The 15,082-nt window shown below is 58.9% G+C and carries 17 protein-coding genes; 8 read left to right on the top strand and 9 right to left on the bottom strand.

Annotated elements, in window-relative coordinates; all coding sequences use genetic code 11:
* Window positions 1-225 precede the first annotated feature (225 nt).
* Genes crcB through LKO31_RS04360 form a run of 5 tightly spaced genes read left to right on the top strand, consistent with a single transcriptional unit; the run spans window position 226 to window position 3,533 of the window.
* On the top strand, window positions 226-606 hold the full coding sequence (gene crcB / locus LKO31_RS04380; protein ID WP_227688841.1) for a fluoride efflux transporter CrcB: 381 nt from the start codon (window positions 226-228) through the stop codon (window positions 604-606).
* Window positions 603-1,913 carry an RluA family pseudouridine synthase gene (locus LKO31_RS04375; RefSeq protein WP_227688840.1) on the top strand — a complete coding sequence of 437 codons (1,311 nt, stop codon included), beginning with the start codon at window positions 603-605 and terminating at the stop codon, window positions 1,911-1,913. Before crcB ends, LKO31_RS04375 begins: the two co-directional genes overlap by 4 nt.
* 41 nt (window positions 1,914-1,954) lie before the next feature.
* Window positions 1,955-2,575: an FMN-binding negative transcriptional regulator gene (locus tag LKO31_RS04370; protein WP_227688839.1), complete on the top strand. Its 621-nt coding sequence runs from the start codon at window positions 1,955-1,957 to the stop codon at window positions 2,573-2,575.
* The gene (locus tag LKO31_RS04365) at window positions 2,572-2,838 is read left to right on the top strand and encodes a hypothetical protein (RefSeq protein ID WP_227688838.1); all 267 of its coding nucleotides are present in this window, start codon (window positions 2,572-2,574) and stop codon (window positions 2,836-2,838) included. Before LKO31_RS04370 ends, LKO31_RS04365 begins: the two co-directional genes overlap by 4 nt.
* On the top strand, window positions 2,838-3,533 hold the full coding sequence (locus LKO31_RS04360; protein WP_227688837.1) for an ATP12 family chaperone protein: 696 nt from the start codon (window positions 2,838-2,840) through the stop codon (window positions 3,531-3,533). Before LKO31_RS04365 ends, LKO31_RS04360 begins: the two co-directional genes overlap by 1 nt.
* Window positions 3,534-3,635: 102 nt before the next feature.
* Here the strand turns inward: LKO31_RS04360 and LKO31_RS04355 are convergent, their stop codons facing one another.
* Genes LKO31_RS04355 through LKO31_RS04345 form a run of 3 tightly spaced genes read right to left on the bottom strand, consistent with a single transcriptional unit; the run spans window position 3,636 to window position 6,602 of the window.
* A complete protein-coding gene (locus tag LKO31_RS04355) occupies window positions 3,636-4,439 on the bottom strand; it encodes a crotonase/enoyl-CoA hydratase family protein (RefSeq protein ID WP_227688836.1) in 804 nt (267 codons plus the stop codon).
* Window positions 4,436-5,071 carry a 2-hydroxychromene-2-carboxylate isomerase gene (locus LKO31_RS04350; RefSeq protein WP_227688835.1) on the bottom strand — a complete coding sequence of 212 codons (636 nt, stop codon included), beginning with the start codon at window positions 5,069-5,071 and terminating at the stop codon, window positions 4,436-4,438. The genes LKO31_RS04355 and LKO31_RS04350 overlap by 4 nt, the downstream gene beginning before the upstream one ends.
* On the bottom strand, window positions 5,064-6,602 hold the full coding sequence (locus LKO31_RS04345; protein ID WP_227688834.1) for an acyl-CoA synthetase: 1,539 nt from the start codon (window positions 6,600-6,602) through the stop codon (window positions 5,064-5,066). Before LKO31_RS04345 ends, LKO31_RS04350 begins: the two co-directional genes overlap by 8 nt.
* Before the next feature lie 145 nt (window positions 6,603-6,747).
* Between LKO31_RS04345 and LKO31_RS04340 the strand changes: the two genes are divergently transcribed.
* A complete protein-coding gene (locus LKO31_RS04340; RefSeq protein ID WP_227688833.1) occupies window positions 6,748-8,283 on the top strand; it encodes a class I adenylate-forming enzyme family protein in 1,536 nt (511 codons plus the stop codon).
* An 80-nt stretch (window positions 8,284-8,363) separates the two neighbouring features.
* Here LKO31_RS04340 and LKO31_RS04335 read toward each other — a convergent pair whose 3' ends face one another.
* From LKO31_RS04335 to crtY, 6 genes are all read right to left on the bottom strand, one after another.
* Window positions 8,364-8,891 carry an AAA family ATPase gene (locus LKO31_RS04335; RefSeq protein WP_227688832.1) on the bottom strand — a complete coding sequence of 176 codons (528 nt, stop codon included), beginning with the start codon at window positions 8,889-8,891 and terminating at the stop codon, window positions 8,364-8,366.
* Complete coding sequence (gene pnuC, locus LKO31_RS04330; protein ID WP_227688831.1) at window positions 8,888-9,490, bottom strand: nicotinamide riboside transporter PnuC; 603 nt, start codon at window positions 9,488-9,490, stop codon at window positions 8,888-8,890. Before pnuC ends, LKO31_RS04335 begins: the two co-directional genes overlap by 4 nt.
* Window positions 9,487-10,407, bottom strand: coding sequence for a phytoene/squalene synthase family protein (locus LKO31_RS04325; protein WP_227689574.1), 921 nt, complete (start codon window positions 10,405-10,407; stop codon window positions 9,487-9,489). Before LKO31_RS04325 ends, pnuC begins: the two co-directional genes overlap by 4 nt.
* 111 nt (window positions 10,408-10,518) lie before the next feature.
* On the bottom strand, window positions 10,519-11,100 hold the full coding sequence (locus LKO31_RS04320; RefSeq protein WP_227689573.1) for an LOG family protein: 582 nt from the start codon (window positions 11,098-11,100) through the stop codon (window positions 10,519-10,521).
* Window positions 11,101-11,242: 142 nt separating this feature from the next.
* Window positions 11,243-12,733 carry a phytoene desaturase gene (locus LKO31_RS04315; protein WP_227688830.1) on the bottom strand — a complete coding sequence of 497 codons (1,491 nt, stop codon included), beginning with the start codon at window positions 12,731-12,733 and terminating at the stop codon, window positions 11,243-11,245.
* Complete coding sequence (crtY, locus tag LKO31_RS04310) at window positions 12,730-13,902, bottom strand: lycopene beta-cyclase CrtY (RefSeq protein ID WP_227688829.1); 1,173 nt, start codon at window positions 13,900-13,902, stop codon at window positions 12,730-12,732. Before crtY ends, LKO31_RS04315 begins: the two co-directional genes overlap by 4 nt.
* Before the next feature lie 45 nt (window positions 13,903-13,947).
* On the opposite strand from crtY, the gene LKO31_RS04305 reads away from it, so the two are divergent.
* Together LKO31_RS04305 and LKO31_RS04300 are read left to right on the top strand one after the other, a co-directional pair.
* Window positions 13,948-14,694 carry a sterol desaturase family protein gene (locus tag LKO31_RS04305; protein ID WP_227688828.1) on the top strand — a complete coding sequence of 249 codons (747 nt, stop codon included), beginning with the start codon at window positions 13,948-13,950 and terminating at the stop codon, window positions 14,692-14,694.
* Entirely contained in the window at window positions 14,645-15,073 is a 429-nt protein-coding gene (locus LKO31_RS04300; protein WP_227688827.1) for a DUF2141 domain-containing protein, read from the top strand. Before LKO31_RS04305 ends, LKO31_RS04300 begins: the two co-directional genes overlap by 50 nt.
* Window positions 15,074-15,082: the final 9 nt, after the last annotated feature.

Here is a 15,082-nt window from a genome sequence, read left to right as displayed (position 1 = left end):
ATCCCACCCCATTTGCAGCCACATCGGATGGAATTTTGCCAATCCCACCCAAACCGCTCCATTCGGCACAATAAACCGCACCAAAATGGATGAACTTCGCCCCGCCCACCCCTTTTCCCATGCATTTTGGCGTCACATTGCCCAGCCAGCCCCCTCCACCGCCACCAATTTCACACCAAATCCTGTCCACACTGGTCCGCGCGCGATTTTCAGGCTAGGGGGGTGATGATGAACGGCCTGATTCCCGTAATGATCGGTGGTGCCTTGGGCGCTGGCTGCCGATATATGATCGGTCAGGCTGCGGCACGTCATACCCTATCTGCTTTTCCTTGGGCCACATTGGGCATCAATATCATCGGCAGTTTTCTGATGGGCCTTGTCATCGCATGGTTCGCACGCGGCGAAATGTCGGACCATGCGCGCTTGTTTTTGGCAGTGGGGCTACTTGGCGGTTTCACCACTTTTTCTAGTTTTAGTATGGAATTTTGGATGCTTTTTGAACGCGGTCAGTCCGTCCAGGCGGCCGGTTATGTGCTGGCTTCAACCCTTGGGGCCATTGCGGCCTGCGGCCTTGCTCTCACCCTCATTCGGCAGGTGGCACCATGACCAACCAAAATCCCAACCCCGCCCAAGACAGTGCCGTCATCGACGCCGATGACGACGGCATCCGCGTCGACCGCTGGTTCAAGCGTCACCGCCCCGGCACGCCCCACGCCCTGATCGCGCGCTGGTCGCGCTCGGGCGACTTGCGGCTGGACGGGCAAAAGGTGGACGTGTCCGACCGCGTCGAAACCGGCCAAACTCTGTCCATGCCCATTCCGCCCACCCAGCCGCAGGACCCACGCCCCCAACGCGCGCGCCCGTTGACCCCTGCCGAGGTCGAAACGGCCACCTCCATGGTCATCCACAGCGATGCCAGCGCCCTTGTCCTCAACAAACTCCCCGGTCTCGCCACCCAAGGCGGCACCCGCACCGAAAGCCATGTCGACGGCCTGCTCGGCGCGCTTCAGGGCAACAGCTCGGTCCGTCCCAAGCTGGTCCACCGCCTCGACAAAGACACGTCGGGCGCGCTGCTCATCGCCCGCTCTGCCCGCGCCGCTGGCTTTTTCGCCAAAAGCTTTGCCAACCGCACCGCCCGCAAAACCTATTGGGCGATTGTCGTCGGCGTGCCCGACATTGCGCAAGGCGAAATCAACCTGTCCTTGGCCAAACAACCGGGCAGCGGCGGCGAAAAAATGCATGTGGATGAAAATGGCCAAGTCGCCCGCACCCGCTACCGCGTCATCGAACGGGCGGGCAACAGCTGCGCTTGGGTCGAATTGCAACCACTAACGGGCCGCACCCACCAGTTGCGCGTCCATATGGCGGCCATTGGTCACCCGATTGTCGGCGACGGCAAATATGGCGGCAAATCGGCCTTTTTAACCGGCTCGATCAGCCGCAAATTGCACCTGCACAGCCGCCGCCTGCGTGTCGATCACCCCGATGGCGGCGCGCTGGATATTTCGGCTGAACCACCCGAGCATTTCGCCGCCAGCCTTGAATCCTTGGGCTTCGACCGCCTGCTCGCCAGCGCCCTCGAAGAAGACGCACCGCGTCCCGACTTCAAGGACATTGAAAAGAAACAAGCCAAGGCCCACGCCAAGCAAATCCGCAAAGCCCGTCGCGGCGAACGTCGCGGCCGCGCCGATGGCGGTGCCAGCCCCACCCGCAGCGCCAGCCGTGGTCCCACCAAAGGCAAAGGCTCACCCAAACCCAGCAAGCCCGCTGCCAAAGCCGCAGCGAAGCCCACAACACGCGGTGCAGCCCGCCCAGCTGGCAAACCCGCTGGCGGCAAGCCCAGCCCAACCAAAGCCCCCACCCGCCGCGCACCCGCAGCGGGCCGTCCCTCAACACCACGTGGCCGCAGCTAAGCGGCCACAGCCTTCCCTGCTCGCATAAGGTCCACAGCGTCATGCACCCCAGCCCCGAATTTCGCGCAAAGCCGCCCGAACTGGCCGAATATTTTGTGCGCGAAATCGGGTTTGCTGCGCTGTTTGCAACAACGCCCGATGGTCCCCGCGTCGCCCACACCCCCATTTTTCTGAACGATGCGGGCACCCATATTCGCTTCCATCTGGCACGCGGCAATGCCTTGTCGCGCTACCTTGTCGGCCTGCCAAGCATCGCCGTCATCCAAGGGCCAGACGCCTATGTCAGCGCCCAAGATTATGTCAGCACCAATCAGGTCGGGACATGGAATTATGTCGCCATCGAACTGGAAGGCACACCGACCCGCCTTGATGATGACGGCCTGCATACCTTCCTAACTGATCTCGCCGCCGTCCAAGACGCGCGCGCTGGCTATGCCCAGCCATGGTCCCGCGACCAAATGGACCCCGTCACCTATAACCGGCTGTTTTCAGCCATTTATGGCTTTGAAATGCGGATCATCGCGTGGCGGCCCACCTTCAAATTATCGCAAAATAGAAGCGATGCCGACCATGGTGCCGTCGCCGCTGCCTTGGACCAACGCGGCCATAGCGCCATCGCCCAGCTTATGCGCCACCTCCCATCCCTCAGGGCATCGACATGACCGAACAAACCCCGCCATCCGTCCCCATACCCGCTCCCGTCCCTGACAAGCTGGCGCGCCTGCGCTTCTTCGTCATCGGCTTGTTCCGTCTGATCGGCGGCTTGCTGGTCTTGGCGGGTTTCGCGGTCATCTCCGGCGGCCTTGCCATCACTGGCACCGACCAAGACCGCGTCATCGGCGTCATTTTGGTGCTGTTCGGCGTGTTTGAATTTGCCATCATGCCCTTGATTTTGGCGCGCCGCTGGCGCACCCCGCGCGCCTGATGAAAAAATTCTGGAAAATCGCCGCCGTCACCACCAGCGATGACGGCCACAGCATCACCTTGGATGGCCGCCCGCTGCGCACGCCGGCCCGCAACATCCTGTTGGTTGAAAATGCCGATCTCGCCGGCGCCATCGCGGCGGAATGGGACGCGCAAGGCGATGACATCGCCCCCGCCTCCATGCCGATGACCGGCCTCGCCAACGCCAGCATCGACCTTGCTAGCCCCAATCCGGCCGAATTTGCGGCCCCCATCGCCGAATATGCGGTCAGCGACCTGCTCTGCTACCGCGACGCGCGCGACCCAATCCTCCAAGCCGAGCAAGCGGCGGCATGGAACCCGATTCTCAATTGGGCAGAGGGTCATTACGGCGTCGAATTTGCCATCACCCAAGGCGTTCTGCCGGTCGACCAACCGCCCGCCACCATCGCCGCGTTGCAAGCCGCCGTCATGGCCCTATCCGCGCCGCAACTCGTCGCCTTGGCCCCGCTCACCACCATCAGCGGCTCGCTGGTCACCGCCCTTGCGGTCATCCACCAAGCCTTTGATGGCGAAGCCTTGTGGACCGCCGTCGCTCTCGACGACCTCTATCAGGAAAAACGCTGGGGCGAAGACGCCGAAGCCACCAAGATGCTGCAACAACGCCGCACAGACTGGCACAACGCCGTCCGCTTCCTCGATTTTACGCGCGGCTAATCACGCCGCCACTTTTCAAAATCGTCACCGATTCCAAAATGGCGAGCCGTCCGCACGGCTCGTCATTTTCACATTTCCTATCCGCCAACGGCTAGCTATAGCTTAATCCGTAAAATTTGGACGCCGCTTTTGCATATGCGCCATCACCGCTTCCATCTGGTTCGGCGTGCGAATAACCTTCACCTGCTCATCGCTTTCGGCCTGCAATACCTCGGCATCGCTGGCATGGGCCAACATATTGCACAAACGCTTGGCCCCGCGAATGGCATGGGGGTTTTTATCAGCGATCACCCGCGCCAATTCCATCGCCTTGGCCAGCGGGTCATCGGACACATGGGTGGCAAAGCCCAGTTCTTTTGCTTCCACCCCGCTCATTTCGCGATTGGTGTAAATCGCCTCGCGCAGCACATCATCGGCCACTTGTGTGCGCCACAGCGCCATACCCGCAACATCCGGCACCAAACCCCAGCGCATTTCCATGATCGCCAGCCGCGTTTCGGGGTGGATAATCCGAATATCGGCCGCCGCCATAATCTGGCTACCCGCCCCAAAGGCCACGCCATGCACCGCCGCAATCACCGGAACGGGCAGTTCCCGCCACCCCCATGCTGCATATTGCGCATTATTGCTGATACCGCGCGTCCGCTCCGCCAAGCTGCCGCCCGCACTGCTGCCCCCTGGTGTGCGCTCATCGCCAAGGCTCGACAAATCCAGCCCCGCACAAAAGGCGCGGCCTTCGCCCGACAGCACCACCACGCGCAACCCTTGGCGGGCCTTTAAATCGTCAATCGCCTCGGCAATGCCCGCCCACATAGCGGCATCCAACGCATTCATCTTGTCGGTGCGAACAAAGCGGACGTCCGCAATGCCGCCGTCCAACATGGTTATGGAAACCCGATCCTTCATGCCGTGCCCTTTTCGCGCATCAATGCGGCCTCAACCAATGGCATTTGGTCATTGCCAAAATACATATCATTCCCGTCCACAAAAATGGTCGGCGATCCATATCCCCCGCGCGCGATCACCTCTTCGGTGTTGGCGCGCAGCCTTGCTTTCATATCATCCTGACCCGACGCGGCCTTGATCGCCGCCCCGTCCAACCCAACGCTATTTGCTTCGCGCGCCATCACATCGGGATCATCCAGATTTTCCTGCCGCCCGAAATAGGCGTCAAAAGCCGCCCCAGCAAAAGCCTCCAGCGCCGCCTGATCATCCTCCAACGCACAGCAAAAGCGCATCGCCGCTACGCTTTTGGCGGGGTGATATTTTGATGGAAAATGCATGGCCACGCCCGCCAAAGCGGCCCAATCATCCAATATTTTCCAGCTATGCTGCAATTTGCGATTATCGCTCTGCTCACGCGCGGCATAAACGGCGGGGTTCACCGCATTGAAAACCCCGCCCACCAGAATGGGCCGCCAACGTATCGCCGCACCGGTTCGCTGCCGCACGGCCTTCACATTGTGAAAGGCCAAACAGGTCCATGGCGACGACAGGTCAAAGAAAAACTCAACCCGATCCGCTGCACGATCAGCCATTATTCTTGGCTTTCGCTTGCTCCCAATATTGGTCGCGCAACAAGCGCTTATACAGCTTGCCCGTGTCATGACGCGGCAAAGCTTCCATAAAATCAATCCGGCGCGGAATCTTCACGCCCGACAATTTCTCGCGGGCATAAGCATTTAATTCCTCGCGGAATTCTTCGCTCACATCCGCCATATTGGCCGGCTGAATCACCGCAATCACTTCCTCGCCCCATTCTTCATGCGGCCCACCGACCACGGCGACATCCGCCACCTTGGGGTGCGTCACCAGATGATTTTCAATTTCCTGCGGATAAATATTCACACCGCCCGAAATGATCATAAAGCTTTTGCGGTCAGTCAAATATAGAAACCCATCGGCATCCAATTTGCCGACATCGCCCAGCGTCGTCCAACCCTTGCTGTTCCGGCTGGCTTTGGTTTTCTCTGGGTCGTCATGATATTCGAAGCTGCCTTCGCCCTCGAAATATACACCGCCCTCTTCGCCAACAGCCAATTCCGTTTCATTATCCTCGCCCAAGATATGCACCGTGCCCGAAACGGCGCGCCCAACCGTGCCAGGATGGGCCAACCAATCGGCGCTGCTGGCAAAGGTCATGCCATTGCCTTCGGACCCCGCATAATATTCAAATAACACCGGCCCCCACCAATCAATCATCGCCTGTTTGACGGGAATCGAGATTGGTGCAGCCGCATGAATGGCGACCTTCATCGACGACAGGTCATATTTTTGGCGCACATCGGCTGGCAATTTCAGCATCCGCACAAAATGCGTGGGCACAAATTGCCCGCTATTGCAGCGATATTTTTCAATCGCGGCCAAGGCACCTTCATCGTCAAATTTCTTCATCAGCACCACGGTGCCGCCCAATTTCTGCACCGTCATCGACCAACGCAGCGGGGCTGCGTGATACAGCGGGGCTGGCGACAAATAGATGCTATTCTCGTTAATCCCGAACGCCATATTGGCCAACATCACCAAGGTGTTGGTTCCTTCAATCGACGGATCTTCGGGCAATGGCACGCGAACGCCCTTGGGCCGCCCCGTTGTCCCTGACGAATAGAGCATATCCACACCAGCCCGTTCATCGGCAATCGGGGTCGCAGGCATTTTGGCCAGCTCCGCCTCAATCGTCGGCCAGCCGTCAATCTCTCCGCCAATCGAATAACGCTCAATCTGCGTCGTCAGCGCCAGCGCGGCATTCTTCAAACTCGCCGACACAATCAGCATTTTTGCGCCGCTGTTGGACAGGATATAATCCGTTTCATCCTGCGTCAGCCGCGACGAAATACACACATAGCGCAAGCCGCTGCGCTGCGCGCCCCAAGTCAGGCCATAATAATGCGGCGTATTTTCGCACATAAAGGCGACCACATCTTCATGCTTCAAACCATGGGCACGAAATAATTGCGCCGCCCGATTGGACGCGGCATCCAATTCTCCAAAGCTGACAGTCTCGCCAGTTTCCGCCACGATAACAGCAGGTTTATTAGGATTATTCCGCGCATGGACGCTGGGATGCATAACGATCCTCTCCGGTTGGATAAATTTATCTTGCTATAATTTAGCTTGCTATAATCAGTAGCAAGCTGAAACTTTTGGTCAAGCGAGGAGGCAAATCTCCCGCGCCACCCTCATGTCAGTGACAGGTTTTGGGAGACATTTCGGAATGAGCAGTCAGGAACTTCTGGGTCAGGATTTTGCGGATTTACCAGCATTGGTGCGGTATCACGCCATCGAGCGCCCCGACGCCATCGCAGCGGCCGATCCCGACACGCGCCTTACATGGGCCCAGCTTGACCGGCTGATCGACCGAATCGCTGCCCGCCTTCAGGCCGATAATTTCCAACCATCAGACCGCACCGCCATTGCGGGCCTTAACTCCGTCCAGCAAATCGCCGTCATTTTGGCGACACTGCGCGCGGGCGGTGTCGCGGGCCTGATAACCAACAGCGCCACTGGCGAACAAATGTCCGCGATGATCGCCGACACCGGCGCGCGCCATCTGTTCTTGGACGCCGCCGCCGCCGCCAGCCTCGCTGGCCACCCCATTGCCGCCAACGACCTCATATCGATGGACGACAGTGCCGCTGGCACCCCGCTCTCCACATGGATGCTCCCTGACGGCAGCCAACCCATCCCTATCACCATTCAACCCAATGATGGTTTCAACATCATCTATTCGTCCGGCACCACCGGCACGCCCAAGGGCATCATCCACAGCCACGCCATGCGCTGGCAACATATTCAGCGCGGCGTTCCGGCCTATGGCCCCCATGCCGTCACCATCCTCTCCACCCCGCTCTATTCCAACACCACCATGGCCAGTTTCCTGCCCACGCTGGGCAGCGGCGGTCAGGTGGTGCTTATGAAGAAATTCGACGCGCGCGGCTTTTTGGAACTGGCCAGCCGCGAACGCGCCACCAACACCATGCTCGTCCCCGTGCAATATCGCCGCATCATGGCACTGGATGATTTCGATCAATATGATCTGTCATCCTTCATCATGAAATATTGCACCTCCGCCCCCTTCGCGGCGGCGCTCAAGCAAGATGTGCTCAATCGCTGGCCCGGCGGCTTGGTCGAAATTTACGGCATGACCGAAGGCGGTGCGTCCTTCATCCTCGAAGCGCATAAATATCCCCACAAACTCCACACCGTTGGCCAACCCGCCCCCGGCCATATCGCCAAAGTGATTGACGAAGACGGCCATGAACTCCCCCAAGGGGAAATTGGCGAAATCGTCGGGCGCAGCAACACGATGATGACCGGCTATAACAACCGGCCCGACGCGACCAAGGCCATGCATTGGCATGATGCTCAGGGGAATTTATATTATCGTCATGGTGACATTGGCCGCATCGACGAAGATGGTTTCTTAACCCTGATGGACCGCGCCAAGGATATGATCATTTCCGGCGGTTTCAATATCTACCCCAGCGATATCGAAGCCCTGCTGACCGCCGACCCCCGCGTGGTCGAAGCGGCGGTCGTCGGCGTCCCCAGCGACGAATGGGGCGAAACCCCCGTCGCCTTTGTGGTGCTGCATGACCAAGCACAGGCCGAATCCATCAAGGCAGATATCAACGCCAAGCTCGGTAAAACACAGCGCCTCAGCGCCATTCAATCCATGGCCGAATTGCCGCGCAGCCCGATCGGCAAAATTTTGAAACGCGAGTTGCGCGACCAATATCAACCCGCCTAGCCGCAACATAAGGCACAGGCCCATCGGCGGCTGGCCTCGCGCTAGCCGCCGCTAAAATACCGCCCAAATTCTGGCGCGCCTTATTGCGTTGGCCCAAATCCCGCATGGCACAGCGCCGCCTTGGCGCTTTCGGCCCGCGCCGCGCCTTGCCCATGCACCCACGCCCATGGCAGGCCCCGCCGCTCCAATTCCATGGTCGCCACGTCCATAAAGCGCGCCCGCGCTTGGCTGGTGCCAAACATTCGCGTGCCATCATCCTGCCACGGCAAATCCAACGCTGGCACCAAATAAAAATCGGCCACATCGCCCCACGCGTCAATTTCGGGCAATCGTACGCCAAATAACATCACCGCCCATGCCTGTGTCATCAACGGGTCAGTATCCGATAAAATCACCTTCGCGCCTTCCGCCCGCGCTGCCTTTGTCGCCGCCACATGCCCGTCAAAAATGGCACGCAAATCATCGAGGCTCAGTTCCGTGCCATGTCGCTCACAATAAATGCGCCCATATTCCTCGACAATCACCGCGCCCAAATAATCCGCGATCACCGGTGCCAAAGTCGATTTTCCGGTACTTTCCGCGCCGTGCAAACAAATGTTCAAGGTCATGCTGTCACCAGCTCAGTCCGCCCCGCTGCCCTACGCCACTGCACCGCCCCGCGCACCGCAATGATCAGCAAAATCAAATATACCCCGCCCGTCACATACAGGTCGCGGCTGGCATAAAGCGGCACCGCCACCAGATCCACCGCCACCCACAACCACCAGCTTTCGACGCGCCGCCGTGCCATCAACCATTGCGCCGCCACGCTCATCACCAACACCGCGCCGTCAATATAGGGCACCGCCGCATCGGTGAAATGGGCCATCGCGCTGCTCCACGCCAGCCACAGCCCGACCATCGCCGCCGCCCATCCGGCCCGCGCCGCACCGCCCATCCACCCCACGGGTATGGCCTGATTTTCGGCGTCCACCCTAGGCCCAGCGCCGCCTTTCGCCGCCTGACGCCAATTCCACAGGCCATAGAGGTTCAGCGCGATGAAAATCAGTTGCAACGCCGCATCGCTATATAGGCGGGCCTCATAAAAAATGATCAGATACAGGCTCACCGCTGCCAGTGCGAAAGCATAATTCCACAAGCTGCGCTGCGCCGCCAACCACACATTGATCAACAACAATGCCGCTGCGACCCATTCCAACGGACTCATAAATCGGTCGCCCGCGTCCACAATCCATCGCGGCTAATCCGCCGCTGCGGTGGCCGTCGCAGCACCGACCATCCGGCTTTGGCGATCCAACCCAGCTTTGCCATCTTGGTCGTCGACGCACGGTGGTCCCATGCGCCTTGCCCACGCCGACGCACTTCGCGGGCAATATCGCCATAAATTCCGGCCGCCGCCAACACAGCCCAGCGCGAGCGCGGCGGCAATTTTCGCGCGCCCCAACGGGCCGACGCCTCATATTCCTCGGCCATCTCGGCCAACCATTTGCCCATCACCGCCAAACGCGGGCGAAAGGCTGGATGCATATGCTGTCCGGGCGGAATATCCATTTCGACCAACCATTCAACCGGCAAATAACAGCGGTCCGCTGCCGCATCCTCGGCGACATCCCGCGCAATATTGGCCAATTGAAACGCCAAGCCCAAATCACTGGCACGGTCCAACGTTCGTTGGTCGTCTGGGTCAATGCCCATCACCAACGCCATCGCCACGCCCACCGCGCCCGCGACATGATAGCAATATTTCAGCATATCCTGCTCGCTGCGAGGCCGCCATTCTGCGGCATCCAGCGCGAAACCATCGATAATATCGTCTATAATATGGCGCGGTATATCCACGTCATTCAGCAACAAGCCCAGCGCATCAAAGGCTGGCTCGCCCGTCACCTCGCCCCGATACACCGCATCGGTCAGCGCGCGGATCTGCACCACCGCTGCCGCCGCATCATGGCCTTGGCTCATGGTACCGCCATGATCCTGCCCATCGGTCATATCATCAGCGGCGCGGCACCATGCATAAAGCAACCACACCCGATCGCGGGTTTCAGCATCGAATAATTGGCTCGCCAACGCAAAGCTCTTGCTGCCCCGCGCAATAGAATCTTGGGCAAAGCGGTGCAGCATGGCCGCGTCATAGGTGGCCGCCACTCGTGCGGCCTCATGCTTTGCTCCCACGCTCCCCGTCACCTTTGCCGCCCCTATCTATCTTAAGCCTATATTAGGCCGCGCCCAAAATCATAAATCATCGGCTTTCATCGCAAAAATCGGCGTATGCGGAACATAAGCTTCCATTTTGTCGATCAAGCCTTCAATCCCAGCATCCACCACCATGATGCTCGCATGGGCTGGCCGAATAAAGCCAACATCAATCATATGCTGATTAAAGGCGATCAAATCATTGTAAAATCCGGCGGCATTCAACAGGCCAACGGGTTTACGATGATATCCCAATTGCGCCCAGCTAATCGCTTCCCACAATTCGTCCATCGTGCCCACACCGCCCGGAATGGTGACAAAACCATCCGACAAGTCGGTGAACATTTTTTTGCGTTCGTGCATCCCGCTCACTTGGTGCAATTCGCTGCAACCACGATGCGCCACTTCGGTACCAACCAAGGCATCGGGAATCACCCCAATGACTTCGCCGCCCGCATCCAGGGCCGCGTCGGCGACAGCGCCCATCAAACCGGTGCGCCCACCGCCATAGACCACGCCAATACCCCGCTGGGCCAGCGTGCGTCCCACCAACTGGGCCGTTTCCACATAAATTGGGTCTTCAGGGGTGGCAGAGCCGCAATAAACGGCAATTCGTTTCAACGTCATATATCCATCATCACTTCAATTCGGGACCAAAAACGATGCTAAGCATCGACGGTTCCCGATCACAGGCAATATCGCCGCCCCTCCCTGTCGCGATGAGCAGTGCGGTAATATCTTCTCGTCCATCTGTCCAACCGCTTCATTGCGCCAACATCAACGCCGCTGTCGCCTTGGCGCTCCCCACCACCCCCGGAATTCCTGCCCCCGGATGCGTCCCCGCCCCCACAAAATAAAGATTCCGGACAAGATCATCGCGGTTGTGCGTGCGAAAATAGGCCGACTGCCACAACAAAGGCTCAAGGCTAAACGCACTGCCCAAGTGCGCGCTCAAGTCCCGCCCAAAATCGGCGGGTGTATAATGGAATCTTGTCTTAATCCGGCTACGCAAATCGGGGGCCACGCGCCGCTCCACCTCTTCCAAAATGCTGTCGGCAAATTGTCGACCAAAATCCCCGTCCCAATCGACATTGGCTTTGCCCAAATGCGCGACCGGTGCCAGCGCATAAAATGTCGAATGCCCCTCCGGTGCCACGCTCTTATCCGTCGCACTGGGATGATGTAGATAGAGCGAGAAATCCTCCGGCACCCGCCCATTGTTATAAATATCGGCCAGCAGGCCTTGATAGCGCGGGCCAAAAATAATGCTGTGATGCGCAATATCGGGATATTCCCCCTCCACCCCAAAATGCACCACAAATAAGGACGGCGACCATCGCTTCTTCGCCAGCGCTTTGGCACGGCTCGCGCCCCGCGCATGGCCGCTCAGCAAATCCTTATAACTATGCATGACATCTGCGTTGCAGGCGATTTGGTCGGCATGGCCTGTCCAACCCGACACCGACCGCACCCCCACCGCGCGGTCGCCTTCGGTCAAAATTTGGCTCACCGCATCGCCCAGCCGGATTGTCCCACCCAGCCGTTCAAACAAGGCCATCATGCCACTCACCAGCGCATTGGTCCCGCCCCGCGCAAACCAAACGCCGCCGTCTTTTTCAATCGTATGAATCAGCGCATAAATGCTGCTGGTGGTCATCGGATTGCCGCCCACCAACAAGGTATGGAACGACAAAGCCTGCCGCAGCCGCTCATCCTTCACATAGCTCGCCACCACGCCATAAACACTGCGCCACGCCTGATATTTCATCAAAGACGGCGCCGCCTTTATCATGGACGAAAAATCCAAAAACGCCGCCGACCCCAGCTTTACATAGCCTTCTTCATAAACGCCGCGCGAATAGTCCAAAAACCGTTCATATCCCGCCACATCATCGGGGTTCAGCTTGGCAATTTCCGCCCGCAGTTCCGCTTCATCATTGCCATAATCAAATTGTGACCCATCCGGCCAATTCAACCGATAAAATGGCGACACCGGAATCAAATCCACGTCCGTCGATATGCTCTGCCCGCTCAGCGCCCATAATTCATCCAAACATGGCGGATCGGTCACCACCGTCGGCCCCGCATCAAAGGTGAAACCATCTTTCACCCAATGATAACCGCGCCCGCCCGCCTTATCGCGGGCCTCGATAATCGTCGTCGCCACACCAGCCGATTGCAGCCTAATGGCCAGTGCCAATCCGCCAAAGCCCGCCCCAATCACAATCGCAGATTTTGGCGCTTTGTTCGTCATATCCATCGGAAATCCTTAATGGTAGAAATGGCGCGCCCAATTGGCACAGGCGGCTTCCCAATCAAAATGCGCAGCCGATCCCTGATCGTCGACGCCCCCGCATAAAATCGCGCCACCAACTGCGGCGACAATCGGTAAAATCGCTGAAAAATTACATAACGCTGGTCCGGCTGGGCCGCGCGAAACAACATGGTCGACAACAAGCGATAATAGGCTTGCCGCCCCCAATGCGCCTTCGCCCGTGCCCGCATCTGTACGCCAAGGCTCGGCCCGCCATTGTCGGCCCGCTCGATCATGTCCGGCAAAGCCAAAGCCTCCGCCACCGCAAAAGGCAAAGAATAACCGGTGGTTGCATGAAACATCCCGCCGCGCACCCCAATGCGCGCCACATCATCCGCCTCAGGCCACAGCGCGTCAAAATCCCCCGCCATCACCACCGGCAACACGCCCGTTTCGGTCCGCGCGATCTCGCGCACCGACCACCCCTTGGCGCTGGCATAATCCGCAATGCGCGCGCTAACCGCCATCACATCCAAGCCCGCGTCATCGCTATAATAGGTATCCTCCACAAACACCGTCTCATCATCAAAAGGCAGGCAGTAAACAAAGCGATATCCATCCACCTGCGCCACCGTCACATCCATCACGGTCGGCGCGGTCATGCCGTGCCCGCCCTCAATGGTCAGCGCCTGCCCGACAAATTTCTGCCAGCCGCAATCCAGCCTATCCAACGGCCCAAATCCCCGCGCATCCACCACATGCCGCGCCGTCAAGCGGCTGTCATCCTCCAGCACCACCGCCTGCGCGCTCAGCTCGCGCGCGCCTTGCGCCACCAAGCCGTCATCGCCCAGCGCCGCCAACACCGCCGCACTCAAACTTTCCCCACTCATGCTATTATAGGCCATGTCGATATGGCGTTGATAAGCGGGAAAGCGCACATCATAGCTGTCCCAGCGATAATCGGTCAGCGGCTGCACCAAGGCGCGCCCAGCGTCCGAAATATCCCCATCAAAAAATGACCAAATATGATTGCCGCCTATGGCCATCGGCTCAATCAAGCGCACATCCCAATTTGGCCGCTGCTGCCGCAGGACCAGCGCCGCCAATCCGCCCGCCAATCCGCCGCCCACAATGGCAATGTCACATGTCGCATTTATTTGGCCACTCATTCCCAAAGCCTAGCGGCCCCGCTGCATTGGCGCTATCGCTGTTTCATGGACGCGCTTCTTTTCTCGGTTATCGGCATGAGCATGATCGTCGCGCTACGCTATCTCATCACCAGCGGCGGCTTCGCCTTCGCCACCCGCATCCGCTTCCCTGGCCTTTATTCTCAGCAAACCCAGCAAATCCGCCGCGAAATCCTCTGGAGCCTCGCCAGCGCGCTCATCTATGCTGCGCCCGCAGGCGTCGTCGCATGGGGCTGGCAACATCATGGCTGGACCCAGATTTACACCGATATCCACGCCATGCCGCTCTGGTATCTCCCCATCAGCTTAGCCACCTATCTCGCCATCCACGACACATGGTTCTACTGGACGCACCGCTGGATGCATGCGCCCAAAATCTTCAAAATCTTCCATGCCGTCCATCACGACAGCCGCCCGCCCACCGCATGGGCCGCGATGAGCTTCCATTGGACAGAGGCGCTAACCGGCGCTTTCGTCATCCCCGCCTTGGTGTTCTTCATCCCCATTCACGTCGGGGTGCTCGGCCTCGTCCTCACCATTATGACGGTGATGGGCGTTGGCAATCATATGGGCTGGGAGATGTTCCCCCGCTGGCTCGTTCATGGTCCAGCAGGGCGCTGGCTGATAACAGCCACACACCATCAAAAACATCACACCGCTTACCGAGGAAATTATGGCCTATATTTTCGTTTCTGGGACAAGATATGCGGCACTGATCTCGGCCTTGGCGATTTCAGCCATACCCACCGCTATCAACGCGGCGGACAGCAATAGTCCGGCCTCTAATCACGTCATCACCATCCAAATCGACAATTTGCGCAGCCAGCGTGGGCAAATCCTCGTCTGCCTCACCAGCAACGCCCGCGCTTTTCCCGATTGCAGCAAAGACGCTAACTCCGTCCGCATGGCCGTCCGCGCCGCCGATGCCCAACATTTCACCGCCACGGCCCCGCGCGCGGGCAATTACGCCATCGCGGTGGTGCATGACGAAAACAGCAATAATAAAATGGATAAAGCCATTTTCTTGCCCAAAGAAGGTTTTGGCTTTTCGCGCAACCCCACCATCACGACGGGCCCACCACGATTCACAGCCGCCAGCTTCGCCGTCAATGGTCCGCAAAGCCAACGCATCAAAATGCGCTACATGCTCTAATCAGCAGCC

Origin of the sequence: Sphingopyxis yananensis (genome assembly GCF_020687785.1) — a bacterium.
Classification (GTDB): Bacteria; Pseudomonadota; Alphaproteobacteria; order Sphingomonadales; family Sphingomonadaceae; genus Sphingopyxis; species Sphingopyxis yananensis.
Note: the sequence above shows the minus strand (reverse complement) of the source record. Positions and strands in the feature narration are given on the sequence as shown.

Bases quoted from the DNA above. Each gene is read 5' to 3' on its own strand.
- LKO31_RS04365 (WP_227688838.1), top strand. From the start codon at position 2,572: ATGACCGAACAAACCCCGCCATCCGTCCCCATACCCGCTCCCGTCCCT.
- LKO31_RS04325 (WP_227689574.1), bottom strand. From the start codon at position 10,407: ATGCTGCACCGCTTTGCCCAAGATTCTATTGCGCGGGGCAGCAAGAGC.
- LKO31_RS04360 (WP_227688837.1), top strand. From the start codon at position 2,838: ATGAAAAAATTCTGGAAAATCGCCGCCGTCACCACCAGCGATGACGGC.
- LKO31_RS04305 (WP_227688828.1), top strand. From the start codon at position 13,948: ATGGACGCGCTTCTTTTCTCGGTTATCGGCATGAGCATGATCGTCGCG.
- LKO31_RS04345 (WP_227688834.1), bottom strand. From the start codon at position 6,602: ATGCATCCCAGCGTCCATGCGCGGAATAATCCTAATAAACCTGCTGTT.
- LKO31_RS04375 (WP_227688840.1), top strand. From the start codon at position 603: ATGACCAACCAAAATCCCAACCCCGCCCAAGACAGTGCCGTCATCGAC.
- crtY (WP_227688829.1), bottom strand. From the start codon at position 13,902: ATGAGTGGCCAAATAAATGCGACATGTGACATTGCCATTGTGGGCGGC.
- LKO31_RS04315 (WP_227688830.1), bottom strand. From the start codon at position 12,733: ATGACGAACAAAGCGCCAAAATCTGCGATTGTGATTGGGGCGGGCTTT.
- LKO31_RS04370 (WP_227688839.1), top strand. From the start codon at position 1,955: ATGCACCCCAGCCCCGAATTTCGCGCAAAGCCGCCCGAACTGGCCGAA.
- crcB (WP_227688841.1), top strand. From the start codon at position 226: ATGATGAACGGCCTGATTCCCGTAATGATCGGTGGTGCCTTGGGCGCT.
- LKO31_RS04350 (WP_227688835.1), bottom strand. From the start codon at position 5,071: ATGGCTGATCGTGCAGCGGATCGGGTTGAGTTTTTCTTTGACCTGTCG.
- LKO31_RS04340 (WP_227688833.1), top strand. From the start codon at position 6,748: ATGAGCAGTCAGGAACTTCTGGGTCAGGATTTTGCGGATTTACCAGCA.
- LKO31_RS04335 (WP_227688832.1), bottom strand. From the start codon at position 8,891: ATGACCTTGAACATTTGTTTGCACGGCGCGGAAAGTACCGGAAAATCG.
- LKO31_RS04355 (WP_227688836.1), bottom strand. From the start codon at position 4,439: ATGAAGGATCGGGTTTCCATAACCATGTTGGACGGCGGCATTGCGGAC.
- pnuC (WP_227688831.1), bottom strand. From the start codon at position 9,490: ATGAGTCCGTTGGAATGGGTCGCAGCGGCATTGTTGTTGATCAATGTG.